23 protein-coding genes are annotated in these 26,442 nt (G+C 74.0%); 11 read left to right on the forward strand and 12 right to left on the reverse strand.

Annotation, left to right across the window (positions count from 1 at the left end; genetic code table 11):
• Window positions 1-63: 63 nt before the first annotated feature.
• The 3 genes from ACA514_RS03695 to ACA514_RS03705 all read right to left on the reverse strand — a co-directional run bounded on the left by ACA514_RS03695 (window position 64) and on the right by ACA514_RS03705 (window position 2,689).
• Window positions 64-1,299, reverse strand: coding sequence for an HRDC domain-containing protein (locus ACA514_RS03695; protein WP_375039832.1), 1,236 nt, complete (start codon window positions 1,297-1,299; stop codon window positions 64-66).
• 480 nt (window positions 1,300-1,779) lie between these two features.
• A complete protein-coding gene (locus ACA514_RS03700; RefSeq protein ID WP_375039546.1) occupies window positions 1,780-2,346 on the reverse strand; it encodes a DUF3000 domain-containing protein in 567 nt (188 codons plus the stop codon).
• Between the two features lie 133 nt (window positions 2,347-2,479).
• A complete protein-coding gene (locus ACA514_RS03705) occupies window positions 2,480-2,689 on the reverse strand; it encodes a hypothetical protein (RefSeq protein ID WP_375039547.1) in 210 nt (69 codons plus the stop codon).
• Window positions 2,690-2,961: 272 nt separating this feature from the next.
• On the opposite strand from ACA514_RS03705, the gene hemE reads away from it, so the two are divergent.
• The gene (gene hemE, locus ACA514_RS03710; RefSeq protein ID WP_375039833.1) at window positions 2,962-3,969 is read left to right on the forward strand and encodes a uroporphyrinogen decarboxylase; all 1,008 of its coding nucleotides are present in this window, start codon (window positions 2,962-2,964) and stop codon (window positions 3,967-3,969) included.
• Between the two features lie 8 nt (window positions 3,970-3,977).
• Here the strand turns inward: hemE and ACA514_RS03715 are convergent, their stop codons facing one another.
• The gene (locus tag ACA514_RS03715) at window positions 3,978-5,024 is read right to left on the reverse strand and encodes a DUF4349 domain-containing protein (RefSeq protein ID WP_375039548.1); all 1,047 of its coding nucleotides are present in this window, start codon (window positions 5,022-5,024) and stop codon (window positions 3,978-3,980) included.
• A 129-nt stretch (window positions 5,025-5,153) separates the two neighbouring features.
• On the reverse strand, window positions 5,154-6,263 hold the full coding sequence (locus ACA514_RS03720; RefSeq protein WP_375039549.1) for a hypothetical protein: 1,110 nt from the start codon (window positions 6,261-6,263) through the stop codon (window positions 5,154-5,156).
• Between the two features lie 116 nt (window positions 6,264-6,379).
• On the opposite strand from ACA514_RS03720, the gene hemG reads away from it, so the two are divergent.
• The 3 genes from hemG (at window position 6,380) to ACA514_RS03735 (ending at window position 9,207) form a co-directional block, all read left to right on the forward strand.
• A complete protein-coding gene (hemG, locus tag ACA514_RS03725; protein ID WP_375039550.1) occupies window positions 6,380-7,870 on the forward strand; it encodes a protoporphyrinogen oxidase in 1,491 nt (496 codons plus the stop codon).
• Window positions 7,821-8,525, forward strand: coding sequence for a hydrogen peroxide-dependent heme synthase (gene hemQ, locus ACA514_RS03730; RefSeq protein ID WP_375039551.1), 705 nt, complete (start codon window positions 7,821-7,823; stop codon window positions 8,523-8,525). Before hemG ends, hemQ begins: the two co-directional genes overlap by 50 nt.
• A gap of 88 nt (window positions 8,526-8,613) precedes the next feature.
• On the forward strand, window positions 8,614-9,207 hold the full coding sequence (locus tag ACA514_RS03735) for a hypothetical protein (RefSeq protein WP_375039552.1): 594 nt from the start codon (window positions 8,614-8,616) through the stop codon (window positions 9,205-9,207).
• Between the two features lie 13 nt (window positions 9,208-9,220).
• On the opposite strand, the gene ACA514_RS03740 is transcribed toward ACA514_RS03735, so the two are convergent.
• Window positions 9,221-9,781, reverse strand: a complete 561-nt coding sequence (locus tag ACA514_RS03740) for a TIGR04222 domain-containing membrane protein (RefSeq protein WP_375039553.1) — start codon at window positions 9,779-9,781, stop codon at window positions 9,221-9,223.
• A gap of 31 nt (window positions 9,782-9,812) precedes the next feature.
• Complete coding sequence (gene msrB / locus ACA514_RS03745; protein WP_375039554.1) at window positions 9,813-10,214, reverse strand: peptide-methionine (R)-S-oxide reductase MsrB; 402 nt, start codon at window positions 10,212-10,214, stop codon at window positions 9,813-9,815.
• 64 nt (window positions 10,215-10,278) lie between these two features.
• Between msrB and ACA514_RS03750 the strand changes: the two genes are divergently transcribed.
• The 3 genes from ACA514_RS03750 to ACA514_RS03760 all read left to right on the forward strand — a co-directional run bounded on the left by ACA514_RS03750 (window position 10,279) and on the right by ACA514_RS03760 (window position 14,182).
• Entirely contained in the window at window positions 10,279-11,364 is a 1,086-nt protein-coding gene (locus tag ACA514_RS03750) for a DNA polymerase domain-containing protein (RefSeq protein ID WP_375039555.1), read from the forward strand.
• A gap of 69 nt (window positions 11,365-11,433) precedes the next feature.
• Window positions 11,434-12,216: an MBL fold metallo-hydrolase gene (locus tag ACA514_RS03755; RefSeq protein ID WP_375039556.1), complete on the forward strand. Its 783-nt coding sequence runs from the start codon at window positions 11,434-11,436 to the stop codon at window positions 12,214-12,216.
• 43 nt (window positions 12,217-12,259) lie between these two features.
• The gene (locus ACA514_RS03760) at window positions 12,260-14,182 is read left to right on the forward strand and encodes a sensor histidine kinase (protein ID WP_375039557.1); all 1,923 of its coding nucleotides are present in this window, start codon (window positions 12,260-12,262) and stop codon (window positions 14,180-14,182) included.
• A 44-nt stretch (window positions 14,183-14,226) separates the two neighbouring features.
• Here ACA514_RS03760 and ACA514_RS03765 read toward each other — a convergent pair whose 3' ends face one another.
• Window positions 14,227-16,200: a Xaa-Pro dipeptidyl-peptidase gene (locus ACA514_RS03765; RefSeq protein ID WP_375039558.1), complete on the reverse strand. Its 1,974-nt coding sequence runs from the start codon at window positions 16,198-16,200 to the stop codon at window positions 14,227-14,229.
• Between the two features lie 151 nt (window positions 16,201-16,351).
• Window positions 16,352-18,037, reverse strand: a complete 1,686-nt coding sequence (gene leuA, locus ACA514_RS03770) for a 2-isopropylmalate synthase (RefSeq protein WP_375039834.1) — start codon at window positions 18,035-18,037, stop codon at window positions 16,352-16,354.
• Between the two features lie 305 nt (window positions 18,038-18,342).
• Between leuA and ACA514_RS03775 the strand changes: the two genes are divergently transcribed.
• Window positions 18,343-19,038, forward strand: a complete 696-nt coding sequence (locus ACA514_RS03775) for a FadR/GntR family transcriptional regulator (protein ID WP_375039559.1) — start codon at window positions 18,343-18,345, stop codon at window positions 19,036-19,038.
• Here ACA514_RS03775 and ACA514_RS03780 read toward each other — a convergent pair.
• Window positions 19,013-21,415 (reverse strand): HelD family protein, encoded by a 2,403-nt coding sequence (locus ACA514_RS03780; RefSeq protein ID WP_375039561.1) that lies wholly within the window; start codon window positions 21,413-21,415, stop codon window positions 19,013-19,015. The two genes, ACA514_RS03775 and ACA514_RS03780, sit on opposite strands and share 26 nt — an antisense overlap.
• A gap of 208 nt (window positions 21,416-21,623) precedes the next feature.
• On the opposite strand from ACA514_RS03780, the gene ACA514_RS03785 reads away from it, so the two are divergent.
• Window positions 21,624-23,300, forward strand: a complete 1,677-nt coding sequence (locus ACA514_RS03785; protein ID WP_375039562.1) for an alkaline phosphatase D family protein — start codon at window positions 21,624-21,626, stop codon at window positions 23,298-23,300.
• Window positions 23,301-23,324: 24 nt separating this feature from the next.
• Here ACA514_RS03785 and ACA514_RS03790 read toward each other — a convergent pair whose 3' ends face one another.
• Window positions 23,325-24,416 (reverse strand): ATP-dependent DNA ligase, encoded by a 1,092-nt coding sequence (locus tag ACA514_RS03790; protein WP_375039563.1) that lies wholly within the window; start codon window positions 24,414-24,416, stop codon window positions 23,325-23,327.
• Between the two features lie 62 nt (window positions 24,417-24,478).
• Here ACA514_RS03790 and ACA514_RS03795 point away from each other — a divergent pair, with 62 nt between their 5' ends.
• Window positions 24,479-25,180 (forward strand): dihydrofolate reductase family protein, encoded by a 702-nt coding sequence (locus tag ACA514_RS03795; RefSeq protein ID WP_375039564.1) that lies wholly within the window; start codon window positions 24,479-24,481, stop codon window positions 25,178-25,180.
• Here ACA514_RS03795 and ACA514_RS03800 read toward each other — a convergent pair.
• Complete coding sequence (locus tag ACA514_RS03800; protein ID WP_375039565.1) at window positions 25,162-25,884, reverse strand: pyrimidine reductase family protein; 723 nt, start codon at window positions 25,882-25,884, stop codon at window positions 25,162-25,164. The genes ACA514_RS03795 and ACA514_RS03800 overlap by 19 nt on opposite strands.
• Before the next feature lie 156 nt (window positions 25,885-26,040).
• Between ACA514_RS03800 and ACA514_RS03805 the strand changes: the two genes are divergently transcribed.
• The gene (locus ACA514_RS03805) at window positions 26,041-26,442 is read left to right on the forward strand and encodes a hypothetical protein (protein ID WP_344282159.1); all 402 of its coding nucleotides are present in this window, start codon (window positions 26,041-26,043) and stop codon (window positions 26,440-26,442) included.

A 26,442-nucleotide genomic window follows, 5' to 3' on the forward strand; every position in this document is an offset into this window, starting at 1 on the left:
GGAACCCCCGCGCCGGAACCCCCGCGCCGGGACGCGCGGGGGCGGATCACCGCGTCGGGCGGATCACTGCGCCGGGAAGTCCAGCCGCAGGAACGCGCGCGCGATCGGCTGCGCCGTCAGCTCCACCTGCCAGCGCCGCGCGCCGAGGCCGCGCAGCGCAGCGCCGATCGCCGACGCGGACGGCTCGTCCGGCGGCGTCCACGCCAGCCGTCGGACGAAGTCGGGCTGGATCAGGTTCTCCGACGGCATCGCGTGCTCGTCGGCGAGCGCGGCGACGACGGCGCGGGCGGCGGTCAGCCGCTTGGCGGCCTCCGGGTCGCGGTCGGCCCAGCGGTGCGCGGGCGGCGGCCCGTCGCCGGGCAGGTTCGACTCGGGCAGCTGCCGCTCGGGCACCGCGCGGGCCCGCGACACCGCGCGCAGCCACGCCGACTGGTGCCGGCGGGCGCCGCGGCCCCGCATGGTGGGCAGCGCCTGGAGGTCGGCGGGGGTCTTCGGCGGGTTCAGCGCCAGCTCGACGATCGCCGCGTCCTGCAGCACCCGGCCGGGGGACAGGTCGCGCTCGCGGGCGATCTTGTCGCGGGCCTCCCACACCTCCCGGACGGTCGCCAGGGCGCGCCGGTTGCGGATCCGGTGGATCCCGGACGTGCGGCGCCACGGGTCGGCGCGCGGCGGCTTCGGCGGCGTGGTCAGGATCGCCTCGAACTCCTCCAACGCCCACTCCAGCTTGCCGGCCTCCCGCAGCTCGGCCTCCAGCGCGTCGCGCAGCTCCACCAGCAGCTCGACGTCCAGCGCCGCGTAGCGCAGCCAGTCCTCCGGGAGGGGGCGGGTGGACCAGTCGGCGGCGGAGTGCCCCTTCTCCAGCAGGAACCCGAGCACGTTCTCGACCATGGAGCCGAGGCCGACGCGCGGGTAGCCGAGCAGCCGCCCGGCCAGCTCGGTGTCGAACAGCCGCTTCGGGACGAGGCCGACCTCCGACAGGCAGGGCAGGTCCTGGTTGGCGGCGTGCAGCACCATCTCGGCGTCGGCGAGCGCCGCGTCCAGCGCGGACAGGTCGGGGCACGCGATCGGGTCGATCAGCGCGGTGCCCGCGCCCGCGCGGCGCAGCTGGATCAGGTAGGCGCGCTGCCCGTACCGGTAGCCGGACGCCCGCTCGGCGTCGACGGCGACCGGGCCGGTGCCGGCGGCGAACGCGGCGATGACGCGTTCCAACTCGTCCTGGTCGACCACGACCGCGGGGACGCCCTCGCGCGGCTCCAGCAGCAGGACGGCCGGGGGCCGCTCCTCGCCGTCAGGCTCCACGCCGTCCGCCTTCTCGCCGTCCGGCCGCGCGCCGGCCGTCTTCGCGGGCGCCTGCGCGCCGGGGGCGGGGCCCGGCGCCGCGGCGCCGTTCCCGCCGCCCGGGCCGGGCTCCTCCGCCGGGCCGGACTCCGCGGGCACCGCCTTGCGCGGCCCGCCCGCCTTCTTCCCACCGGCCGGCCGAGCGGCGGCCTCCTCGCCACCGGGGTCCCGGTCGGGACCGGTGGCATGTGTTTCGGACACTCCCACTTTTCCCGTGTTCTCCCCCGCCGCCTCGGTTCCGGACGCTGTGCTCACGTCCCCTACCGTACGTCGCTCCCAGTGCTTCCCGAGGGGGGACGACCCCCCACGCCCCCTGTCGGCTTCGCCGGAGTCTGTGTTGCTCGAGGGGGGACGACCCCCCGCACCCCCCGCCGGCTTCGCCGGGGTCTGTGTTGCTCGAGGGGGGACGACCCCCCGCACCCCCCGCCGGCTTCGCCGGGTTCAGGGGCCCGTGCCGCCCGGCCGGTCCGGCAGCGCGGCGACACCGGCCGGGGGCAGGCCCGCGGTGGTGCACATCACCTCGCACCAGGCCGTGACGTGCCCGGCCAGGTCGTCGCCGGTCGGCGACCAGGAGGCGCGCAGCTCCAGCTCCGTGGTGGACGGTTCGTCGCGCTTGTCGCCGAAGCTCTCCGACACCGCGCGGGTGATCGTCCCGGAGACGCCCGCGTAGCCGGCCGGCTCGAGCGCCTCGAGCAGCCAGTCCCAGGCGACGGAGCCGATCAGCTCGTCGGCGGCGATCTCCGGTTCGAGGTCGGCGCGGATGTAGGCGACGATCCGGAAGCCGTTCGTCCAGCCCTTGGCGCCCTCGGGGTCGTACAGCACGATCAGCCGGCCCATCGCGACCTCGGTGTCGTCGTCGCGGTAGACCGACCCGGACATGGCCGCCGCGTACGGGGCGAGGCTCTGCGGGGCGGGCATGTCCTCCAGGTCGAGCTCGGGGCGGACGCCGGGGCCGTCGAGGATCTCGCGCAGCGTGTCCAGGGCCCGCTGGAAGGCGGGAGGGTTCATGGGCGGACCGGCCTCGGTGCGGGGGCGGGACTCGTGTCGGTGGTGCCGGGACGGGGTGCCGCCGCGTGCGACGGGAGGGTACGGGGGGGATGCAGGCACAGCACAGTGGGTTTCGTCTCGGGGGCCGGGGCGCTCAGGCCACGGCCCGCGTGGATGCGGCCGGCGGTGAGCCGGCGCGGCCGGGCTCCGCGGCGCCGGAGGACCCGGCGGTGGCGGGCCGGGCGGAGGACGCCCGGGGGGCCGTCAGCGGCGGGTCGACCAGGACGGCCGCCCCGCACTCGACGCAGGCCCGCTCGGGGCACTCCGCGCCGTGCCCGTCCGGACACGGCGGCAGCTCGAACATACGTTCATCACCGCAGGTGGAGCAGTACAAGGGGGAACCTCCCTCGGCTATGACACGCATCACGTTCGCACGCGCCGGTGACAGAATGCGGGACTTCGCTCGGCGTGTCCGGAACTTCATGGGTCACCGCCGTCACTTCGGTGTCACCCCGGTGCGTCCGGTACGGGGTTTCGTGGGACCATCGCAACGTGACCGCAGACGCCGCCCATTCCAACGACGCCGCCCCGCATCCCGCTGACAAAAGCGGCCCGCTCGCCGGGAGCCCGTTCCTGCTGGCGTGCCGCCGCCGTCCCGTGCCGCGCACCCCGGTGTGGTTCATGCGCCAGGCGGGCCGGGCGCTGCCAGAGTATCTGCGGATCCGCGAGGGCGTGCCGATGCTGGAGTCGTGCGCCCGCCCGGACATGATCGTGGAGATCACGATGCAGCCGGTGCGGCGGTACGGGGTGGACGCGGCGATCTTCTTCAGCGACATCGTGGTGCCGCTCAAGGCCATCGGCGTCGACCTCGACCTCAAGCCCGGCGTCGGCCCGGTGATCGCCGACCCGATCCGGGACGCGGCGGGACTGGACGCGCTGCGCCCGCTGGAGCCCGGCGACGTGCCCTACGTCACCGAGGCCGTCGAGGGCCTGGTCGGCGAGCTGGGGAGCACGCCGCTGATCGGCTTCGCGGGCGCCCCGTTCACGCTCGCGGCCTACCTCATCGAGGGCGGGCCGTCCAAGAACCACGAGCGCACCAAGGCGATGATGTACGGCGAGCCCGAGCTGTGGGACCGGCTCATGGGCCGGCTCGCCGACATCACGATCGCGTTCCTGAAGGTGCAGGTCGAGGCGGGCGCGAGCGCGATCCAGGTGTTCGACTCCTGGGTCGGCTCGGTCGCGCCGGAGGACTACCGCGCCTCGGTGCTGCCGCACACGAGCCGGATCTTCGCCGAGATCGAGCCGCTCGGCGTGCCGCGCATCCACTTCGGCGTCGGCACCGGCGAGCTGCTCGGCCTGATGGGGGAGGCGGGCGCGGACGTCGTCGGCGTCGACTGGCGCGTCCCGCTGGACGAGGCGGTCCGCCGCGTCGAGCCGGGCAAGGCGCTGCAGGGCAACCTCGACCCGGCGGTGCTGTTCGCGCCGTGGGAGACGGTCGAGCGGCGGGCGCTGGACGTGCTGGCCCGGGGCCGGACGGCCGAGGGCCACATCTTCAACCTCGGCCACGGCGTGCTGCCGTCCACGAACCCGGACGTGCTGACCCGCCTCGTCGACCTGGTCCACGAGGCGAGCTCCGGGGACTGACCGGACGGCTACCCGGCGGGCGGCGCCTCGTCCGGCGCGCGCTCGCCCTCGGAGCCGCCCGCGCCGCCCGGGCCGTTCGCACCCACCGCGGCGGGCTCCCTGGCGGGCTCGCCGGCGGCCTGCTCCGCGGGCCTGCGGACGCGGCGGCGGTTGCGGTAAGCGAGCACCGGCGCGGCGATGATCGCGGCCGCGGCCAGGAAGGGCAGCAGCCAGCCGAGCACGACGGCGACGCCGCCGAGGAAGCCGGTGAAGGCGTGCCATCCGTCGCCGAGCGCGCCGATGAACCCGCCCCGGTCCTCGTGCCGCCGCACGGGCTGGGCCGCGGCCTCCAGCGTGACCGTCACCGTGGCGTACTGGGTGCTCTGGCCCAGCGCCTTCTGGCGCGCCTGCAGCGACTCCAGGTCGGCCTCCCGGGAGGCGATCTCCTGCTCGACGTCGATGACCTCGCCGACCGTCGTGGCCTTGTCCAGGAGCTTGCGGAACGAGGCGAGCGCGGCCTGCGCGGACCGGACCCGGCTGTCGACGTCGGCGACCTCGCCGGTCACGTCGTCGGCCTGCTGGCTCAGCGACAGCTTGGTGCCGAGCTGCTTCGACAGCTGGTCCAGCACGCCCGCGTACCGGTCGGACGGGATCTTCAGCGTGATCGTCGAGCCGGGCGGGTCGCTCGAGCCGGACTCGTGCTCGACGTAACCGCCGGCCGCGGCCGTCAACTGCTTGGCCGTGGACGCGGACGCGTCCACGTTCTTGGCGCGGACCCGCAGCGTCGCCGTGTAGACGACCGCGCGTCCGGCCGGCAGTCGCGGCTGCGCCGAGGCGTTCCCGTTCGTCCCCGCGCCGGGCCTGCCGGCGCCGTTGCGCTCGTCGAGCGCTCCGGCCGCGGCCTTCTGCCCGGCCGACGGGGCCGCCGGGTTGCGGCTCAGGCCGCTCGCCGACGAATCGGATGATCGGGACGACCCGCCGCCTCCGCACGCGGCCAGCGTCCCGGCCAGGACCCCGACCAGCGCGAGGACGATCAGTGCGTACGGGACCCGCCTGACGCTTCTGACGTTCAGCATGAGTCTTGGACGGAGTGGCGCAGATCACCGTTCCGGCGGCCGGGTCGCGATCCGGCCACGGCCCGGGCACACCGGGGTCACGGCCGCCCCGCGCGGCCGTGACCCGGGTGCATCCCGCGCCGGGGCGCGTCAGCCGTCGGCGAGGACGACCGGGCCGCCGATGTTGACGCTGCCGAGCGTCCACAGGGCGCCGGTGCCGGGCACGACCGCCAGCGACGTCGCGTAGATGTTGCTCCGGTTCGGGACGGCGGTGGTCGGCACTCGCGTCCACGTCCCGTCGCTGTAGCGGAGCAGGCCCGGCTTGGCGGGCTCGTCGAGGGAGTGCCCGACGGCCCACAGGGTCCCGTCGTCGCCCTTGGCGATCCGGGTGAGCGCGTTGAGCCCGGCGGGGACCGTGACGTTCGTCCAAGCGGTCCCGTTCCAGTGCATCAGGATGGGCGCGGTCGGTGATGTCGTGTAGCTGATGCCGGTGGCCCACGCGTCGGTGGGGGAGAGGGCGATCATGTCGGTGAAGCTCGTGCCGGGGACGGTCGCGTTCACCGGGACGCTGTGCCAGGACCGTCCGTCCCAGTGCTGTGCCACGGGTGTCCGGTCGTACTGGGAGGCGGTGCCGAGGGTCCAGATGTCGTCGTCGATCCGGATGTAGGACGCGCTGAGGTAGATGTCGGGGAGGGTCGTGATGTGCGCCCATGTGTCGCCGCTCCGGCGGTACACGTCGGTGGCGGTGCTGACCCAGACCCCGGACGCGTCGGCCTGCAGCGACGCGGCGCTAGCCCCGGCGGGCAGAGCCACCTGGGCGAACGCGGAGCCGGTGAAGTGCGCCAGGTAGGGGGTCGTCGAGTTGTCGTCGGCGTACTTGGGGCCGTTGATCCACACGTCCTCGGGACCGGCGGCGTCGACGTCGACGATCGTGCCGTGGTTCGGCAGGCCCTGGAGGTCGTACTCCACCCAGCCGCCGTTCTTCCAGCGGCGCACGACCGGGTTGCCGGGGATGGTCCTGCCCGTCCCCGGGATGGGGCCGGGGACGAGCAGCTCGCCCTGGTTCCCGGCGATCCAGACGCTGTCGGGCGACGCGGCGGCGACGTCGTAGAGGGAGTTGTTCGGCCAGAAGAAGGGCAGCGGCACGGGGGTGAAGCCGCCGCGGGTCGCGGCGGACGCGGGGGCGGCCGGTCCGGCGGTCAGGCCGGCGGCCAGGACCGCCGCGGCCGCGGCGGCGAGAGGGGTCTTCCAGGACATCATGCTTGCCAGTATTCACTGGCGAGGTCATTCGGATCTTGTCATTCCGGGATAGAAACGGCGCCGCGCCGCGGCCGCCCCGGTGCGCGACCTCGCGAAGCGTCTGGGAGGCTGGGCGCATGACCCCGTCTCGACCCGCCGCGCACGCCGTCGTCGTCGGGGGCGGCATCGCGGGCCTCACCGCCGCGCGCGCGCTCGGCCGCGCCGGCGTGCGGGTGACCGTGCTGGAGGGCTCCCCGCGGATCGGCGGCAAGCTGCAGGTCAGCGAGGTCGCCGGCGTCCCGGTGGACGAGGGCGCCGAGGCGATGCTCGCCCGCCGCCCCGAGGGGCTCGGCCTGGTCCGCGACCTCGGCCGCGGCGGCGACCTGGTGCACCCCGGCACGACGTCCTCGGCGATCCTCAGCCGCGGCGCGCTGCGGCCGATCCCGTCCGGCCAGGTGATGGGCGTCCCGTCCGACGTGAAGGCGCTCGCCGCGTCCCAGGTGCTGTCGCCGGCCGGGCTGGCCCGCGTGCCGCTGGACCTGGTGCTGCCCGAGACGCCGCGCGGCGACGACGTGTCGGTCGCCGACTACATCGGCGCGCGGATGGGCCGCGAAGTCGTCGACCGGCTCGTCGAGCCGCTGCTCGGCGGCGTCTACGCCGGACGCGCCGAGCGGCTGTCGTTCGACTCCACGCTGCCCGCCGTCGCCGCCGCAGCGCGCGCCCACCGCTCGCTGATCAACGCCGTCCAGGGCATCCGGGAGTCGGCGCCGAAGGACCCCGGCCCGGTCTTCGCGACCCTGCCCGGCGGGCTCGGCACGCTGCCGCCGCTGGTCGCGGCCGACGTCGAGGCGGCCGGCGGGACGGTCCGGGTGAACGCGACGGTCCGCGAGCTGCGGCGCCGCCCCGGCGGCTGGCGGCTCACCGTCGGGTCCGCGCGCGCCCCCGAGTACGTCGACGCCGACGCCGTCGTGATCGCGGTGCCCGCGGCGCCCGCGTCCCGGCTGCTGAGCTTCGAGGTGCCCGCCGCCGGACGCGCGCTCGCCGGCATCGAGTACGCGAGCATGGCGATCGTCACCCTGGTCTACCAGGCCTCGGCGTTCCCGAAGCCGCCGGAGGGCAGCGGATACCTCGTCCCGGGCGTGGAGAGCGACACCGAGGCGGGCGGCCGGGGCGTCAAGGCCGTCACCTTCAGCTCGGTAAAATGGCCCCATCTGCGCGACCGCGACCCGGGCGTGATCGCCGTCCGGTGCTCCATCGGCCGGTTCGGCGAGGAGCACGTGCTCCAGCGGCCCGACGGCGAGCTGAAGGCCGCCGCGATGGCGGAGCTGGCCGCCACCGCCGGCGTCACCGAGCTGCCCGTCGAGGGCCGGGTGACCCGCTGGGGCGGGGGCCTGCCGCAGTACAACGTGGGCCACGCCGACCGCGTGGCCGGGGTCCGCGCCGCGGTCGCCCGCGAGCCGGGGCTCGCCGTCGCCGGCGCGGCCTACGACGGCCTGGGGATCCCCGCGTGCATCGCCTCGGCGACCGCGGCGGCCGACCGGGTGCTGGACCATCTGCGCAGTCGAGGAGGAACCAACGATGTCAGGCACGGAGCCGGCGGCGAGGCCGAAGGCACGCGAACTCAATAACGTCATCCGCTACACGATGTGGTCGGTGTTCAAGGTGCGCGACACCGGCGCCCTCGGCGAGCAGCACGCCGCCGAGGTGCAGGACCTTCTCGACCAGATGGCCGAGAAGGACGTCACCACCCGCGGCTGCTACGACGTCGCGGGCCTGCGCGCGGACGCCGACTACATGTTCTGGTGGCACGCGCCCAGCTCCGACGACCTCCAGGAGGTCTACACCCGGTTCCGCCGCACCGCCGTGGGCCGGGCGAGCGAGCCCGTGTGGTCGCAGATGGCGCTGCACCGGCCCGCCGAGTTCAACAAGAGCCACATCCCGGCGTTCCTCGCCGACGAGGAGCCGCGCGGCTACGTGTGCGTGTACCCGTTCGTCCGGTCCTTCGAGTGGTACCTGCTGCCGGACGAGGAGCGCCGCGCGATGCTCGCCGAGCACGGCAAGATGGCGCGCGACTACCCCGACGTCCGCGCCAACACGGTGTCGGCGTTCGCGCTGGGCGACTACGAGTGGATGCTGGCGTTCGAGGCCGACGAGCTGCACCGCATCGTCGACCTGATGCGGCACCTGCGCGGCGCGCGCGCCCGGCTGCACACGCGGGAGGAGATCCCCTTCTACACCGGCAGGCGCAAGCCTCTCGCCGAACTCGTTTCCCACCTCCCGTAACGGCGCATCCGGGATCTTGCCCAACGGGAACGTACAGATCCCTAGGATCCGCCCAGAATCCGGACGCAACGGCAGTAAAGTGCCGCCCGTGAACGAGACTCCCGCCGATCCCTCGCGCGGGCGGCACGCCAAGCCGCCGTCCGAGCTGTCCGCCCGCTGGAACCGGATGCTCGCGGCGGCGGCGCGCCGGCACGGGCGGCGCCGGCTGGTCGCGGCCGGCGCCGGGACCGCGGTCGCGGCGGTCGCGGCCTCGCTCGCCGCGCTCGCGCTGACCGGCGGCGGCTCCTCGCCCGCGCCCCGGGCGGCCGCCGCCGCGCACACCTCCCGCCCGGCGCCGTCCTCCGCCGGGGCGACGCTCGCCGCGGCCGGGGACCCCGACGAACTCTCCTCCGACGCGCTGCCGTACCTGCGGTCCAAGGACCCGGGCGGCGAGATCGTCAAGCACGTCACCGACATCCGGCGCAGCGGGACGTTCGTCCGCGTCTACACCGACCTCGGCGAGGACGACGAGAACTCCAAGCCCGCGGTCTCGCTGTGCGAATGGACCACGAGCTACCTGGAGGACGGCGGCGACGACGAGCCGCGCGTGTTCGTGCACGGCAAGAGCAGCGACAACGGCAGCGTCGTCCTCGCCAACAAGCAGAGCGACGACGACGACTGCGAGGTGCCGGACACGCCCTAGACGGGCCGCCGCGTCAGGGACCGTACTGGGTGTCCGAGAGGTTGCTGGACTCGAGGTCGTGGCCGCGCCGCCGGCCCTGGTCCAGCTTCAGGGGCTTCGGGTCCTTGGTCAGCAGGATCTCGCGGAGCCTGGCCTCCTCGACGCCGTCCGGGCCGAGCGCGGCGCACCGCCCCGGGGCGTCCGGCGGGAGGTCCTCGACGGCGCGGCGCCGCGCGGCCCGCCCGGCGCGGGTGGGCCGGAGCGCGCCGCGCAGGCCGGCCCGGAGCAGCCCCGCCTCCTTGAGCGCGTCCGCGATCGCGAGCACCTCGTCCGACGCGGCCGCCGCCCGGAGGAGGTCCCCCAGCACGATGCCCGCGTTGGGGACGCGTGCCAGGAGCGCGGCCTGGACCGGGTCGCCCGCCTCCCGGTCGACGGCCTGCACCCGGTGCGTCCCCCGGGAGACCCGGACGTGGCGCCCCTCGTGCAGGGCGACCAGGGCGGTCTGGACGACCCGGACGGCGCCGCCGGTCAGGAAGGCGGTCTCGTAGGGACCGTGCTCGCCCATGGTGGCCTCCCGCGGGGCGTCGTCGTCCATTGGGACGCGCGAGGCGGCCCCGCGGTTGCGGTCATTCCGCGGGTTCGAGCGTCAGCGAGACCGAGTTGATGCAGTACCGGTCGTCGGTCGGGGTGCCGTACCCCTCGCCGTGGAAGACGTGGCCGAGGTGGGAGTCGCAGGTCGCGCAGCGCACCTCGGTCCGGACCATGCCGAGGGTGCGGTCCTCGATCAGGGTGACCGCGTCGGAGTCGGACGGCGCGTAGAACGACGGCCAGCCGCAGTGGCTCTCGAACTTGGTCTCCGACCGGAACAGCTCCGTCCCGCAGGCGCGGCACCGGTACACGCCGACCGTCTTCGTGTCGGTGTACTCGCCGGTGAAGGGCTTCTCGGTGCCCGCCTCGCGGAGCACGCGGAACTCCTCCGGGCTGAGCCGGGCCCGCCATTCTTCCTCGCTCTTGCGGATCTTCTCCATGCTTCGAAGGTACCCGGCGGGGCCGTCCCCGGAGACTGTCGCATCCCTGGGTTAACGTGCAGTCATGGCCTCGCCCTTCATCGAGATCCCGGTAGGGGATCGGCTCGTCAAGGTGACCAATCCCGACAAGGTCTACTTCCCCGAGCACGGCTACACCAAGCGGCAGCTCGTGGAGTACTACATCGCCGTGGGGGAGGGCATCCTGCGGGCCACCCGCGACCGGCCCACCACGCTCGAACGCTGGCCGGCCGGCGTCTTCGAGGGCGCCAAGATGGCCACCCGCGAGGACTACGCGCGCGGCCAGGCCGGCTTCGGCGCCGGCAAGTCCGACGCCTTCTACCAGAAGCGCGTCCCCAAGGGCGCGCCCGAGTGGGTGCGGACGTCCCGGATCGCGTTCCCGAGCGGCCGGTCCGCCGACGAGGTCCGGCCCACCGAGGTCGCCGTGATCGCCTGGGCCGCCAACCTCGGCACGCTGACCTTCCATCCGTGGCCGGTCCGCGACGGCGATGTCGACCACCCCGACGAGCTGCGCATCGACCTCGACCCGCAGCCGGGGACCGACTTCTCCGACGCCGTCCGGGTGGCGCTCGGCCCGGCCCGCGACCTGCTGTCCGAGCTGGGCATGACGGGGTTCGTGAAGACCTCCGGCAAGGGCGGCGTGCACATCTACGTGCGGATCGAGCCGCGCTGGACGTTCACCGAGGTCCGCCGGGCCGCGCTGGCGTTCGGCCGCGAGGTGGAGCGCCGCGTCCCCGACGAGGTCACCACGCGGTGGTGGAAGGAGGAGCGGGGCGAGCAGATCTTCATCGACTTCAACCAGAACGCGCGCGACCGGACGATCGCGTCGGCCTACAGCGTCCGGCCCGCGCCGCACGCTCCCGTCTCCGCGCCGGTGACGTGGGACGAGCTGGCCGACGCCGACCCGCACGACTTCACGATCGCCACCATGCCCGACCGCTTCGCCAAGGTCGGCGACCTGCACGCGGCCATCGACGACGAGGCGTTCGCCCTCGACCCGCTGCTGGAGCTGGCCGACCGTGACGAGCGCGACCACGGGCTCGGTGACATGCCGTATCCGCCCAACTACCCTAAGATGCCGGGCGAGCCCAAGCGGGTGCAGCCCAGCAAGGACACCGGCAAGCCCTCCTGACCGGGAATTTCCGGCCCCGCCGTGGGCTTGCGTGATCGACACGTCCGCGACGACCGGAAGGCGACCCCCATGCCCGAGCACTCCCCAGCAGGCCGGGCGCTGACCGTCCGCTACCTCGGCGGGCCGACGGCGCTCCTGGAGATCGGCGGTGTGCGGCTGCTGGTCGACCCGACGTTCGACGCGCCCGGCGAGCACCCGATCGGCGACCGGGCGCTGACCAAGACGATGGACGCGGTCGCCGGCCCGGACGAGATCGGCCCGGTCGACGCGGTGCTGCTCTCGCACGACCAGCACCCCGACAACCTCGACGACGGCGGCCGCGCCTACGTGGAGCGGGCGCCGCTGACCCTGTCCACGGAGGCCGCCGCCGAGCGGCTCGGCGGGACCGTCCGGGCGCTGCCGAACTGGGAGCACGCCGAGCTGCCCCGTCCCGGCGGCGGCACGCTGCGGATCACCGGCGTGCCCGCGCGGCACGGGCCGGACGGCACCGAGCACCTGACCGGGCCCGTCACGGGGTTCGTGCTGACCGGCGACGGGCTGCCCACCACCTACGTGAGCGGCGACAACGCGTCCCTGGACGTGGTCCGCGAGATCGCCGGCCGGTTCGCGCCGTTCGACGTGGCGCTGCTGTTCGCCGGCGCCGCCCGGACGCCGCTGGTGGACGGCGACCTGACGCTGGGCAGCGCCGCGGCGGCGGAGGCCGCGGCGATCCTGCGCGCCCGGGAGGTCGTCCCGCTGCACTTCGAGGGCTGGACGCACTTCTCGCAGGGCCGCGACACCCTGACCGGGCCGTTCGCGTCCTTCCCCGGCGGGTTCCATCTCCTCGACCCGGGCCAGGAGATCGCCCTGTAGCGCCCTATCTGGACATTTCCCCAGGTAAGGGTAGATTTCCGCCATGCAGCGTGTGGCGGCGGTCGTCCCGCGGGTGGCGCAGGCCGTCATCGCGATCGTGACGATCGGATTCTTCTTCGGCGGTTTCGTCGGGATCATGACGTCGGACCAGCCGCCGTCCCGGCGCGTCGTGCCGCTGGTGCTGCTCGCCGCGCTGCTCGTGCTGCACCTGCGCAACTGCGTGCGGCGGCTGGACGGCGGCCGGCCCGCCGGGTGGCCGTGGACGCTGGCCGCGCAGGCCGTCCTGACGTTCGTCCCGATGATCTGGTACTCGTCGACCTGGTACGGCAACGTCGGGTTCCTGTGCGGCGCGGTGCTGCTGCTCGTCCGCCCCGGACGGCTCGCCTGGGCCGGGTTCGCCGCGGTGCTCGCCGCCGACCTGCCGCTCTCGCTGGCCGAGCGCCCCACGGTCGCCGAGGCCCTGTACTTCCTCATCGGGCAGGCCGCGTTCGTCGGCGTCGCCGTCTACGGCATGGCGCGGCTGGCCGACCTGGTCGCCGCGCTGGAGGAGACCCTCCCGGCGCTGCCCGCGGCGCGGGTCACGCAGGAGCGGCTGGCGTTCACCCGGCGGCTGCAGGAGAACATCGGCGTCGCGCTTGCCGGGACGATCGAGCGGGGCGAGCACGCCCTCACCCTGATCGGGGACCGCCCGGACGAGGCGCGCGCCCTCCTGGACGACGGGGTGCGCGGTGCGCGGACGGCCCTCGCCACGACCCGCCGCGTCGCCCACGAGTACCTCGCCCGGCTGGACGATCCGGCCGAGCCGGCGCGGGCGCGGACCGTCGCCGGGGACCTGACCACCCGCAGGGTCGCGGTGCTCGGCGCCGCGACGCTCGGGCTGATGATCGTCCCGTACCCGCTGCGGTTCCTGGCGCGCGGCGATCACGCCGCCCGGTCGTCGGCGCTGTTCGTCCTGCTGCTCGCCGCGTACATCGTGCTGTACGTGTACGGGTGCCTGCGGGCGTACGGGCGTCCGCTGGGCGCGGTGCGGCGGTACGGGGTCCTCGGCGGGCTGGTCGTCCTGACGTTCGCGCCGATGCCGTTCTACGGGCCGACGACCTGGGCCGTCCTGCCGTTCCTGCCGGGCGCGGCGGCGGTGCTGCTGGGCCGGCGGTCGCGGTGGCCGGTGGTCGCCGTGCTGGTCTGCCAGGACGTCCCGTTCGGCATCTGGGGCACCGCCCATTGGGGCACCGTCTACTTCATGGTCTGGACGGCCGAACGCGCGGCCCTGGTGTACGGCATCGCGCGGATGGCCGGATTCACCGCGACGCTTCAGGACGCGCGCGAGGAGATGGCCGCCGCGGCGGTCGTGCGGGAGCGGCTGCGGTTCTCCCGGGACCTGCACGACCTGCTCGGCTACAGCCTGTCGACGGTCGTGGTGAAGAACGAGGTGGCCGCGCGGCTGCTCGCGGACCGGCCGGACGAGGCGCGCGCCCAGCTTGCCGAGGCGATCGGGATGTCCCGCCAGGCACTGGACGACCTGACCGGCGTCACCAGCGGCTTCCGGGACATGTCGGTCGCCGCGGAGGCCGGGGCGGCGCGGACGACGCTCGCCGCGGTCGGCATCGAGGTAACGCACGCGGTGGACGTCCCGGACCTGCCGGCGGACCTGGACACCGTCCTCGCCACCGTGCTGCGCGAGGGGGTCACGAACATCCTGCGGCACAGCCGGGCGACCCGCTGCTCGATCGAGGCGGCCGTCATCGACGGCGTCGCGCGGCTGCGGCTCACCAACGACGGGGTGGACGGCCCACCCGTCCCCGCCCCGGAGCGGGCGGCCCCGGGCGGTATCGGGCTGCCCAGCCTGGGCGAGCGGGTGGCGGCCCGGGGCGGCGTGCTGACGGCGGAGCGGACCGGCGGCGGCTTCGTCCTGAGCGTGGAGGCGCCGGTGCGCGCGGAGCTGACGGCCGAGGTCGCCGCACGCTGAAGCCGCCGCCCCCGGGGATGCGGGGCGGCGGCCTCGTTCTCGCGTCAGTACAGGTTGCGCTCCTGCCGCGGCAGGGTCACGTTCGACGGGCCGGTCCACGCGGCCTTCGGCGCGGGGACGTCCAGCGCGCTCATCCCGTCCTGCCCGGCGACGACCGGGAAGCGGATCGAGCTCGCCGACAGGTCGACGGTGACCGCGGCGCCGGTCGGCGTCTCGGTGGTGTTGTCGGCGTCGGTGCCGGCCAGGACCAGCGCGAGGCGGTGCCCCTTCTTCAGCTGGTACTCCTGGCTGAGCGTCTGCCAGCGGACGCTGTAGTACCGGCCCGGCTCGGCCGGCTTCGGGTCGCCGAGCGACGCGGCGTTCTGCACGTCCAGCCAGCCGCGCCCCACGACGTTCACCGGCGAGGCCACCGTGTTGACCTGCGTCTGCCTGTAGCAGGCGTCGTCGGCGGCGGTGCTCTCACCGTGGCAGTCCTCGGTGGTCAGCGTCCTGATCCCGGACCCGGCGCCGAGGTAGTCGACGCGGGTGTCGGTGCCGTAGTCGACCAGCAGCGCGGTCAGGTTCGCGGTCGGCTTGTCCAGCTTGACCGACAGCCGCACGTCCGGCGTGCCGGACAGCCGCCCGGTCTGCGGGAGCGGGCCCGACACGTACGCGAGCCGGAACGGCTTCGCGGTGGTCGGGTCGGACACCATGTCGCCCTCGGTGTAGCCGGCGTTCTGCGGACCGGCGGCGTCGGTGAACGACGCGGTCGTGCCCGCCGGGGCGCGCTGGTCGCCGAGCGAGCCGTCGGCGCGGGGCCGCAGGACGACGCTCTTCGCGCCGGCCGCCGGCCAGTCCGGCTGCGTGATCCACTGGTCCGGGCCGACCTCGATGTCGGCGCGCGGCTCCGTCAGCACGTCGTTCGGGATCTTCATCAGCTCGTGGTCGAACCACTTGTGCAGCGTGTTCACCCAGTCGTCGCGGCGGATGTCGAACGGGTCGACGTGGCCGCGCTGGTGCAGCCACACCTTGCGGGTGATGCCGCGCTGCGCGAGCGCCTGCCACCACTGCGCGAACTGGTTGTCCTTGACGTTCAGGTCGTTGACGCCGTGGACGGCGAAGATGCTCGCGTGGACGGCGCCGACGTGCGTCACCGAACCGCGCAGGTAGTTCGCCGTCTTCCAATAGGCGTTGTAGTCGCCGGTCGCGTCGTCCTCGCCCTTGTCGAGGCCGGCGTTGACGGCGGCGCACTTGGCGGGCGGGTCGGTGTCGACCACGTCGGCCAGGCCCGGCTGCTCGTCCGTCCAGTACTTCACGCCGTTCATCCGGCTGTAGTCGTACCAGCTGCTGATCGCGGAGATCGGGACGATCGTGTCGAGGCCCTGCACGCCGGTCGCGGCGACGCCGTTGGCCAGCGTCCCGTCGTACGACTTGCCGATCATGCCGGTGTGGCCGGTGGTCCAGGTCGCCTTGACCGGCGTGCCGTCCGGCTTGAACGCCTCGGCGCGGCCGTTGAGCCAGTCGACGACGGCCTTGCCGCCGAGGACGTCGGACGGGCCGCCGCTGACCGGGCAGCCGTCGGAGCGGGTCGTCCCGTCCATGTCGACGGCGAGGAACGCGTAGCCGCGCGGCACGAAGTAGTTGTCGTAGAACAGCGGGAACTTCACCGGGTTCCCGTTGGCGTCGTAGGTCTTCTTCTCGCTCTCGTTGCCGCGCCCGAGGTTGTCGTAGTACGGGCTCTCGTCCATGACGACCGGCACCTTGAGGCCCTGCTCGGTCTCCTTGGGCCGGACGATGTCGACGTTGACGCGGTCGGGCTTGCCGTCCTGGTCGCCGTCCACGCTGGACTGGACGTACACGTGCTCGCGGATCGCGTCCTTGTAGGAGAAGACCGGCTGCGTGACGCCGTCCTTCACCACGATCTTGGGGACGGTCCGGGCCATCGCCGTCGCGCCGCCGCCCGCGACGGCGACGGCCGCCGCGGTGAGCGCGGCGAGCGCCGCCGTCCGCCGGGTCCGTCTCAGGGATCGCCTGGCCAACCCGCACCTCCGGGAAGTGAGCAAATGATCTCTACGGGGGCACAGGCTCCTCGCGGATCGGCGCCGGGTAAACGGCGCCGATCCGGCGAACTCGACCCTCATTTGGTCACAAACTGCCCTTGCGGCGCGGCGGCCCGCGCGCCGGTCGCGCTCAGCCGGCCTTGGCCCGGTTCACCGCGGACAGCACGGCCTGCACCGACGCGGTGAGCACCGACGTGTCGCGGCCCGCGCCCCAGCAGGTCACGCCGTCGACGCGGCACTCGGCGTAGGCCACGGCGGGGGAGTCGTGGCCTGATTCGGTCGAGTGCTCGACGTACTGCAGCACGTCCACCTTCACCCCGGCGGCGGCCAGCGCGTCGGCGAGCGCCGCCAACGGCCCGTTGCCCGCACCGGTGTACTCGCGCTCGCGGCCGTCCACCCGCAGCACGCCCGTGAAGTCGTGCCGCGCCGGGCCGGTGTGGGACGTCCGCCACTCGGCGAGCGCGACGGGGCCCGTCCGGTCGACGTACTCGGCGCGGAACAGCTCCCACAGCTCCCCGGCGGTGATCTCCTCGCCGCTGCCGTCCGTCGCCCGCTGGACGATCCGCGAGAACTCGATCTGCAGGCGGCGCGGCAGCTCCAGCCCGTAACCGGTGTGCAGCAGGTAGGCGATGCCGCCCTTGCCCGACTGGCTGTTGACCCGGATGACCGCCTCGTAGCCGCGTCCCACGTCGGCGGGGTCGATCGGCAGGTACGGGACCTCCCACGGCGCCCGCTCCGCCGGGACGCCCAGCTCGGCGGCGCGCGCCGCGTGGTGCGCCATGCCCTTGGAGATCGCGTCCTGGTGCGTGCCGGAGAACGCGGTGTACACCAGGTCGCCGCCGTACGGGTGCCGCTCGTGGACGGGCAGCCGGTTGCAGTGCTCGACCGTGCGCCGGATCTCGTCGATGTCGGCGAAGTCGACCCGCGGGTCGACGCCCTGCGCGTGCAGGTTCAGCGCGAGCGTGACCAGGTCGACGTTCCCGGTCCGCTCGCCGTTGCCGAACAGGCAGCCCTCGACCCGCTGCGCGCCGGCCAGCACCGCCAGCTCCGCGCAGGCCACGCCCGTCCCGCGGTCGTTGTGCGGATGGACCGACAGGATCACCGCGTCCCGCCGGGCCAGGTTCCGGTGCATGAACTCGATCTGGTCGGCGTACACGTTCGGCGTCGCGATCTCCACGGTCGCCGGCAGGTTCAGGATCACCGGGCGGTCGTGCGAGGCGTCCCACAGCGCCGTGACCGCGTCGCACACCTCCAGCGCGTACTCCGGCTCGGTGACGTTGAACGTCTCGGGCGAGAACTCGAACCGCACGCCCGGCCGGCCCTCCGCGAGGCGCGCCACGTCGGCCGCGCCGTCCAGGATCAGCGTGCGGACGCCGTCGCGGTCCTGCCTGAGCACGACGTCGCGCCACGTCGGCCCGGTCGCGGTGTACAGGTGGACGACTGCGCGCGGCATGCCCTCGATGGACGCGAACGTCCGCTCGATCAGGTCGCGGCGCGCGGGCGTGAACACGACCGGCGTCACGTCGTCCGGTACGGCGCCCGAGGTGGCCAGGTGCCGCACGAAGTCGAAGTCGGTCCGGCTCGCCGACGGATAGCCGACCTCGATCTCCTTGAACCCCATCGTCACGAAGAGGTCGAACATCCGGCGCTTGCGGGCCGGGTCCATCGGCTCGGCCAGCGCCTGGTTGCCGTCGCGCAGGTCGACCGGCACCCACAGGGGGGCGCGCTCGATGCGCCGCGACGGCCACGTCCGCTCGACGTCGGGGACGGGCGAGGGGACCCGGTCGTGGGCCGACCGGTAGCGGTGCGACGGCATGGCGCTGCCGCGCTGCGGATTCCAGAAGGGCGCGCCGTCCGCGACGGGGCCGGACGGTGTGCGCAGGGTGGGGAAGGCGGTGGCTGTGGGCTCGTTCAAGGCCGTGGTCCTCGCTGATCGCTGGACGACCGGCAGCACCGGACCCCGCGGCGGGGTGCCGGTCGGATCAGGCCCCGCCGCGGCGACCGAGAAGAAGGCCCCGCCACGACATGGCCGCCACTCTAACCACACCTCAACTCCTCAGACAAGCTGAGTTCCTGTGGAGGCGCTAGCGTAGGGGCACCGACCAGAAGGGAAGACCGCGCATGCCGCTCGGCCCGCTCCGCCGCAGCCCGCTCGTCGAGCAGGCCGCCGAGCGGCTCCGCGACCAGATCACCGGCGGCTCCTGGCCGGTCGGCACCCGGCTCCCCGGCGAGACCACGCTCGCCAGGGAGCTCGGCGTCGGCCGCTCCACCGTCCGCGAGGCGCTGCGCGCCCTCGCCGGCGCCGGCCTCGTCCAGGCCCGCCAGGGCGCCGGCGTCTTCGTCACCGCGACCGAGCCCGACGAGGACTTCACCGCCCGGCTCCGCCGCGCCTCCGTCGCCGACGTCTACGAGATCCGCATGATGATCGAGGTCCGCGCGACCGAGCTGGCCGCCGAGCGCCGCACCGGAGCCGACCTCGCCGCCCTCGACGCCGCCCTCGACGCTCGCGCCGAGGCGTTCGCCGGCCCGTCCCTGGAGGCCTTCCTGGACGCCGACATCGCGCTGCACGCCGCCGTGATCGCCGCCGCGCACAACCCCGTCCTGGTCGACCTGCACGCCGAGTTCGTCCCGGTGCTGCGCGCCGGCCTGCTCGACCTGGTCACCCTCGTCGACGTCCGCGCGTCCGACGAGGCCCACGGCCGGGCCGCGCACGCCGCCCTGGTGGAGGCGATCCGCGCCCGCGACCCCGGCACCGCCGGCCGCATCATCACCGCCGAACTCGCCCAGACCCTCACCCGGCTGCAAGGCTCCCGCTGAGCAGCGGCGGGAGATCGTCGTCGTGGACGATCGTCAGGCGGCGGGTCGGGCGCGTCAGGGCGACGTAGAGGTCCTGGCCGCCCTTCGGGGACTCGGCGAGCATCCCGGCCGGGTCGACGACGATGACCGAGTCGAACTCCAGGCCCTTGGCCTCCTCGGCGGTGAGCACCACGGTGGGGGAGTCGAGGGCCTCCGGCGTGGCGCCGACGGCGGCGTCCGGCAGGACCGCCAGGACGGGCGCGTGCCGCGCCCCCGACGTGATCACCGCGAGACGTCCCTCGTCGCCGTCGCCGAACTCGGCCAGCTCGTCGCGGACGAGGCCGGGCAGGGCGTCGACCGGCAGCGCGACCGCGCGGGGCGGCGGGCCGTCGTCGCGGACGGGCTCGGGCGGCGTCTGGTCCGGCGCGACGGCGGCGAGGACGTCGGAGGCGACCCGCATGATGGCGGCCGGCGTCCGGTAGTTGACCATCAGGCGCTGCTCGCGCCAGCGGCCCGGCACGTAGCGGTCGAGCATCTGCCCCCAGGACGCGGCGCCCGCCGCGCTGCCGGTCTGCGCGATGTCGCCGACGACGGTGAGGGACCGGGTCGGGACGCGGCGCATCACCGTCCGCCAGGCCATCTCCGACAGCTCCTGCGCCTCGTCCACGATGACGTGGCCGTAGGCCCACTGGCGGTCCGCCATCGCGCGCTGCGCCGTGGTGAGGGGCGGGCCGCCGTCGCCGTGCCGCTCCGCCAGCTCGCTCGCCGAGATCAGGTCGCCGATGGGGATCATGTTGGTGCCGCCGGTCGACTGCATGACCTCGGCGGCGTAGCGCGCCTCCTCCGCGCGGGCCGCGTCGGCGGCGCGCCGGCGGGCCCTCTCGGCGGAGTCGTCCACGCCGAGGAGCTCGGCGGCCTCGTCCAGGAGGGGGACGTCCGCCACCGTCCACGGGGAGCCGGCCGGACGGTGCAGGAGGGCGCAGCCGGGCAGGCCGGCCCGGGCGCCGAGACGGGCGAGGGCGTCGGGGGAGGCGAAGAGGTCGGTCAGGAGCCGCTCGGGCGTCAGCTCGGGCCACAGCTCGTCGAGGGCCTTCCGGACGGCCGGCTCCTGCCAGAGGGCCTCCTTGGCCAGGCGGAGGTCCGTCTCGTCCAGGAGGGGGCCGTCCTCGGCCTCGTCGAGGAGTTCCTGCAGCCAGTCCGGGTACCCGTCGGGTCCGGCGAGCTCCTCCAGGGGCTCGTCCATCATGCGCTCGTACTGCTCCGCCCGGTTCACGGCGAGCGCCTCCAGCATGTCGTGGACGAAGCGGCGCCGCTGGACGTTGTGGGGGAGGTGCAGGTCGCGGGCATGATCGCGGATCTGCTCGCACTTCTCCTCGTCCACGACGAGGGTGAGGCCGTCGGTGTCGATCCGCAAGCCGCCCGAGGGCACGCGCTGCCGGTCGTGGACCGCGGCCCGCACGACGTCGGCCATGCGGCGGTCGCCCTTCAGGACGGCGACCTCGGGGGCGTCCCTCGCGGTCGCCTTGAGGCCGGGGTGGAGCTCGCCGACCGTGGCCAGCACCACGTCGGTCTCGCCGAGGCCGGGCAGCACCTGCTCGATGTAGCGCAGGAACGTCGCGTTCGGGCCCACGATGAGCACGCCGCGCCGCTCCAGCACGTCGCGGTGGGTGTAGAGGAGGTAGGCGGCGCGGTGCAGCGCGGCGACGGTCTTGCCGGTGCCCGGACCGCCCTGCACGACGAGCACGCCCTGCAGGCCCGAGCGGATGACCTGGTCCTGCTCCTCCTGGATGGTCGCGACGACGTCGCTCATCCGGCCCGTCCGGCCGCGGCGCAGCGTGGCCAGCAGCGCGGCCTCGCCGACGATGCCGTGGCGCTCCGCCTCGTCCAGCCCCTCCAGGTCGAACACCTCGTCGTCCAGCCGGAGGACCTCGCGGTGCCGCAGGTGCAGGTGGCGGCGGCGGGCGAGCGTGCCGGGCGCGCCCGGCGTGGCGGTGTAGAACGGGCGGGCCGCCGCCGCGCGCCAGTCGATCAGGATCGGCTCGTGCTCCTCGTCGCGCAGCCCGATCCGGCCGATGTAGAAGGTGTCGCCGGGGCCGTCGGCGTCGGCGCGGTGGTCGATGCGGCCGAAGCAGAGTCCTTCCTCGACGCCGCTCAGCCGGGCCAGCCGGCGCGCGGCCTCCTCGGTCGCGACGGCGCTCTCCACCCGGGCCTGCAGCACGCTCCCGCCACCGGCGGCCGGCCCCTGGCGCAGCGCCGTCTCGGCCTTGCCGCGCTCCTCGTCGAGCCGCTCGTACAGGCGGCTCACGTACTCCTGCTCGGTGCGCACGGCGGAACGGCGGGCGGCCTCCGCGGCCTCCGCGCCGGCGGGCTTGACAGGTGCCGCTTGACGATGTCCCATGCCTCGGCTACACTCCTATTCATAGGGTGCGGTTTGTTGTGCGCAGTTTGTAAGCTGCCAGCCTACCACCGACCCTTCGCGCGCGCATGCGGGGCGCAAAAGATCATCTCTGTTGCGGCGGACGTCACCCGCGCGGTGCCTCCAGGTCACCGGCCGGGGCGAGGCTTTCGGCGATCACCGCCGGAACCCCCGAAAGGTCACCGCCCCCATGGCCGCACCCGCACGCCCCCTGAGCAGGAGATCCTTCCTCGTCGCCGGCGGCCTGACGGCCGGCGTCCTCGCCGTCCCGGGCATCGCCGAGGCCGCCGCCCCCCGGCTGCGCACCGCGGCGCCCGGTGACCCGTTCACCCTCGGCGTCGCGTCCGGCGACCCGGCCCCCGACGGCTTCGTCCTGTGGACGCGGCTGGCCCTCGACCCGCACGCCGAGGACGGCCTCGGCGGCATGCCGGCCAAGTCCGTCCCGGTGAAGTGGGAGGTCGCCACCGACGAGAGGTTCAAGCGGATCGAGCGGCGCGGCACCGCCACCGCCCGCCCCGAGGCCGCGCACTCCGTGCACGTCGAGCTGAAGGGCCTGCGCCACGGACGCGACTACTGGTACCGCTTCCGCACCGGCACCCACGTCTCGCCGGCCGGCCGCGCCCTCACCGCCCCGCGCGCCGACTCGTTCGGCCCCGCCCTGACGATGGCCTTCGTCTCCTGCGCCCAGTACGAGCACGGCTACTTCACCTCGTACCGGCGGCTCGCCGAGGACCACCCCGACCTGGTCCTGCACCTGGGCGACTACCAGTACGAGTACAAGAAGGGCGTCTACAACAGCACGGGCGGCAACATCCGCGACCACGACGGCCCCGAGACGGTCACGCTGGCGAACTACCGGCAGCGGCACGCCCAGTACAAGTCCGACACCGACCTGCAGGCCGCGCACGCCGCCGCGCCCTGGCTCGTCGTCTTCGACGACCACGAGGTCGAGAACAACTGGGCCGGCTACATCCCCGAAGAAGGCTCCGACACCCCCACCTACGAGGCGTTCCGCGCCCGCCGCGCCGCCGCGTTCCAGGCCTACTACGAGAACATGCCGCTGCGCCGGTCCTCGATCCCGCACGGCCCGGACATCCAGATCTACCGGCGGGTCCGCTGGGGCAAACTCGCCAACTTCCACATGCTCGACACCCGCCAGTTCCGCGACGACCAGGGCTGCGGCGACGGCTACAAGGACTGCCCCGAGGCCACCGACCCCAAGCGCAGCATCACCGGCGACGCGCAGGAGAAGTGGCTGCTCGACGGGTTCCGCAAATCGGACGCCCGCTGGGACGTCATCGGCCAGCAGGTCTTCTTCGCCCAGCGCGACAACACCGACGGGCCTGTCAAGAAGACCTCGATGGACGCCTGGGACGGCTACGTCGCCTCCCGCGACCGCATCACCAAGGGCTGGGTGGACGCCGGCGTCCGCAACCCCGTCGTGCTCACCGGCGACGTCCACGCCCACTGGGCGAGCGACCTCAAGGCGAACTACGACGACCCGGACTCGGCGACGGTCGGCTCCGAGCTGGTGTGCTCGTCCATCAGCACCACCGGCGACGGCGCCGACTCCGACCCCGCCGGCCAGCCCTTCATCAAGATCAACCCGCACCTGAAGTTCTACAACAACCAGCGCGGCTACGTCCTGACGAAGATCGGCAAGGAGGAGCTGAAGGCCGACTTCAGGACGGTCGCGTCCGTCCGGACGCAGGGCTCCCCGGTGTCGACCAAGGCGACGTTCGTCATCGAGGACCGCGTCCCCGGTGTCAGGCAGACCTACCTGCGCCCCTACGCCGCGCCGAAGATGACCGCGCAGTCCGACCGGTCCGTCATCGACCAGACCATCCGCAACGAGACCCAGCCCTGACCCCGGGCGCGCGCGGCCCCCGCGTCACCGATCGGCGCGGGGGCTGGTGGCGGGGCCGTTGAGGATGTCGTCGAGGTCGTAGGCGACCGGGACCTCCAGCTGCTCGTAGGTGCACGACCGGGGAGTCCGGTCGGGGCGCCAGTTGCGGAACCGGGCGGTGTGCCGGAACCGGTTGCCCTCCATCGCCTCGTACGCCACCTCGACGACCAGGTCCGGGCGCAGCGCCACCCAGCTCAGGTCCTTCTTGCCCGTCCACCGGGAGACCGCGCCGGGCATGCGGTCGGCGGTCGCCTCGGACTGCCGGGCCCACTCCGCCCACGGATGGCCCGACAGGTCCTCCATGCGGTAGGGCTGGAGCTCCTCGACCAGCTCGGCGCGGCGCTTCATGCTGAACGAGGCCGCCACGCCGACGTGCTGCAGGTTGCCGTCGTCGTTGTAGAGGCCGAGCAGCAGCGACCCGACGATCGGCCCCGACTTGTGCCAGCGGAAGCCCGCCACCACGCAGTCGCAGGTGCGCTCGTGCTTGACCTTGAACAGCACCCGCTTGTCGGGCTGGTACTCGGTGTCGCGCGGCTTGGCGACCACCCCGTCCAGCCCGGCGCCCTCGAACTCGTCGAACCAGCGCAGCGCCAGGTCGTAGGAGTCGGACGCGGGCGTCACGTGGATCGGCGGCTTGGCGCCCGCCAGCGTCTCGACCAGCCGCCGCCGGCGCTCGCCGAGCGGCGTCTCCATGAGCGACTCGTCGCCGAGGGCGAGCAGGTCGAAGGCGATGAACGAGGCCGGCGTCTCCTCCGCCAGCAGCTTGATCCGCGACGCGGCCGGGTGGATGCGCTGCTGCAGGGCCTCGAAGTCCAGCCGGGTCCCGCGCGGCAGGACGATCTCGCCGTCGACCACGCACCGCTCCGGCAGCTCCCGCTTCACCGCCTCGACGACCTCGGGGAAGTACCGGGTGAGCGGCTTCTCGCCGCGGCTGGACAGCTCGACCTCGTCACCGTCGCGGAAGACGATGCAGCGGAAGCCGTCCCATTTCGGCTCGTAGAGCAGGTCGCCCTGGGGCATGGTCTTGACGGCCTTGGCCAGCATCGGCGGCAGCGGCGGGCTGATCGGCAGGTCCATGCCCCCATCTTGCGCCCCGGCACCGACAAAACGGAGCACCGGGGCTCGATAACCTGCAGGTCATGCGTCGTCTGCTGCCCGAGCCCACCATCGATGGCGTCGATCCGTACGAGGCGTACGGCGACGCGCCCGCGCTGCGGCTCGGCCTGGTGATGAGCGCCGACGGGACGGTCACCGACGCCGAGGGGTGGACGGACGGCCTCGGCGGCGCCGCCGACTTCCGGGTGTTCCGGACGCTCCGTGCCCTGGCCGACGCCATCCTCGTCGGCGCCGCGACCGTCCGGACCGGACGGCTCGGGCCCGCCCGCCTACGGGAGGACCTGCGCGCGCGCCGGGGCGGCCCGCCCGCACCCATCGTCGTGGTGAGCCGCTCGCTCGACCTTGATTGGACGCTGCCGCTGTTCACCGAGGCCGAGACCCCGACCATCGTGGTGACGTCACGAAGCGCGCGCGACCGGGTCCCGGCGGGGATTCCGGTCGTCGCGGCGGGAGACGACGAGGTCGACCTGCCCGAAGCCGTCCGCGTCCTGCGCGAGGACCTCGGCCATGAGCGGCTGCTGTGCGAGGGCGGTCCGGCATTGGCCACGGCGCTCATCCGGGCGTCGCTGGTGGACGAGCTGTGCCTGAACATCGCGCCGACGCTGCTCGGAAGCCCGCGCCACACGCGCATGCTCGGCGTGCTCGACGCCGAAGTGCCCGTCGAGCCCACCGCCGTCCACCTGGACGAAGGCGTCCTTTTCGTCCGTTACCGGCTGCGCGCGTAGCGCAGGAACAGGAACTCGTCCTCCTCCAGCGCGTGCTCGAGCCGGAACTCCGGCGGGACCGGGACCGGCGGGCCGTTCAGGATCCGCGTCGGGTGCCCGGCGAGCAGCATCGGGCTCAGCGTCAGGCACAGCTCGTCCAGCAGCCCGGCCGCCACGATCTGCGCCAGCACCCCGGGGCCGCCCTCGCACAGCAGCCGCCGGAAGCCGCGCGACTCCAGCTCCCGGACGGCGACGGCGAAGTCGAGCGAGTCCTCGCCCGCGATGATGACGTCGGCGCGCTCCTTCGCGGCCCGCAGCCGGGCCGGATCGGCGGTCGCGGTCGCGAGCACGATCGTCGGGACGGCGGCCTCGGTGAACAGGGGCGCGTCGAAGTCCAGGTCGAGCGTGCGGGACACGACCGCGAGCGGCGGCACCGGGGGCCGCCCCTCCCGCACGCCGTTCCAGCTCTCGCGCGGCTTGACCGGCCCGTATCCCTCGGCCCGGACCGTCTGGGCGCCGACGATGACCGCGTCGGCGAGGCCGCGCAGCAGCAGGAACAGCTCCTGGTCGGCGGGGTTGCCGAGCCCGCCGCTGCGCTCCTCGCGCTGCGCCGCCCCGTCCAGGCTGGCGACCATGTTGGCGCGCAGCCACGTCCCGCCGCCCGGCGGGTAGGCGTAGCGCTCGGCGAGGTCGACCGGTTCCGGGGATGGCGTCAGGGTCCGCATAGAAGTCACAAGTTACTGCACCGCGAGGCAAGGTCGATCTGACCGTTTCGCTTACGCAGCGTACGGCAATATGCACGAATCCGTCATGGCGCGGCGGCCGGCACGCGACACTTGGTCCGGGGACGGACCGTAGAACTGCACCGAAGGGAGCGGGGGGTGGAGTTCGCCGCACTTGCCGCGTGGGTCCTCGCCGCCACGGCCGGCGGCTACCTGCTGATCAAATGGCTGACGAGCGGGGGGCGGGGCACGAAGGTGACCCGGTTCCCGGTCCTGGTGGTCATCGGCCATCCGCTGGCCGCCGTGCTGGGGCTCTGCGTCTGGATCGGCTACCTGGTGACCGCGAGCGCCGCCTACGCCTGGGTCGCGTTCGCCGCGCTGCTGGTCGTCATCCTGCAGGGGTTCATGCTGCTGACGCGCTGGCTCGTCGGGGGCGGCGGCCGGCACGCGCGCGGCCGCGACCAGACGTTCCCGGCCGCCGCCGTGGCCTTCCACGGCCTGATCGCGGTCACGACGTTCGTCCTGGTCTTCCTCACCGCCATGGAGGTGAGTCGGACCTGA

The organism is Actinomadura sp. NTSP31 (genome assembly GCF_041951385.1).
Taxonomy (GTDB): domain Bacteria; phylum Actinomycetota; class Actinomycetes; order Streptosporangiales; family Streptosporangiaceae; genus Spirillospora; species Spirillospora napierensis.

Bases quoted from the DNA above. Each gene is read 5' to 3' on its own strand.
- ACA514_RS03785 (WP_375039562.1), top strand. From the start codon at position 21,624: ATGGCCGCACCCGCACGCCCCCTGAGCAGGAGATCCTTCCTCGTCGCC.
- ACA514_RS03720 (WP_375039549.1), bottom strand. From the start codon at position 6,263: ATGATGTCCTGGAAGACCCCTCTCGCCGCCGCGGCCGCGGCGGTCCTG.
- ACA514_RS03700 (WP_375039546.1), bottom strand. From the start codon at position 2,346: ATGAACCCTCCCGCCTTCCAGCGGGCCCTGGACACGCTGCGCGAGATC.
- ACA514_RS03775 (WP_375039559.1), top strand. From the start codon at position 18,343: ATGCCGCTCGGCCCGCTCCGCCGCAGCCCGCTCGTCGAGCAGGCCGCC.
- ACA514_RS03790 (WP_375039563.1), bottom strand. From the start codon at position 24,416: ATGGACCTGCCGATCAGCCCGCCGCTGCCGCCGATGCTGGCCAAGGCC.
- ACA514_RS03800 (WP_375039565.1), bottom strand. From the start codon at position 25,884: ATGCGGACCCTGACGCCATCCCCGGAACCGGTCGACCTCGCCGAGCGC.
- ACA514_RS03795 (WP_375039564.1), top strand. From the start codon at position 24,479: ATGCGTCGTCTGCTGCCCGAGCCCACCATCGATGGCGTCGATCCGTAC.
- leuA (WP_375039834.1), bottom strand. From the start codon at position 18,037: ATGCCGTCGCACCGCTACCGGTCGGCCCACGACCGGGTCCCCTCGCCC.
- ACA514_RS03740 (WP_375039553.1), bottom strand. From the start codon at position 9,781: ATGGACGACGACGCCCCGCGGGAGGCCACCATGGGCGAGCACGGTCCC.
- hemQ (WP_375039551.1), top strand. From the start codon at position 7,821: ATGTCAGGCACGGAGCCGGCGGCGAGGCCGAAGGCACGCGAACTCAAT.
- ACA514_RS03705 (WP_375039547.1), bottom strand. From the start codon at position 2,689: ATGTTCGAGCTGCCGCCGTGTCCGGACGGGCACGGCGCGGAGTGCCCC.
- ACA514_RS03715 (WP_375039548.1), bottom strand. From the start codon at position 5,024: ATGCTGAACGTCAGAAGCGTCAGGCGGGTCCCGTACGCACTGATCGTC.
- ACA514_RS03750 (WP_375039555.1), top strand. From the start codon at position 10,279: ATGGCCTCGCCCTTCATCGAGATCCCGGTAGGGGATCGGCTCGTCAAG.
- ACA514_RS03760 (WP_375039557.1), top strand. From the start codon at position 12,260: ATGCAGCGTGTGGCGGCGGTCGTCCCGCGGGTGGCGCAGGCCGTCATC.
- ACA514_RS03780 (WP_375039561.1), bottom strand. From the start codon at position 21,415: ATGGGACATCGTCAAGCGGCACCTGTCAAGCCCGCCGGCGCGGAGGCC.
- msrB (WP_375039554.1), bottom strand. From the start codon at position 10,214: ATGGAGAAGATCCGCAAGAGCGAGGAAGAATGGCGGGCCCGGCTCAGC.
- ACA514_RS03755 (WP_375039556.1), top strand. From the start codon at position 11,434: ATGCCCGAGCACTCCCCAGCAGGCCGGGCGCTGACCGTCCGCTACCTC.
- hemG (WP_375039550.1), top strand. From the start codon at position 6,380: ATGACCCCGTCTCGACCCGCCGCGCACGCCGTCGTCGTCGGGGGCGGC.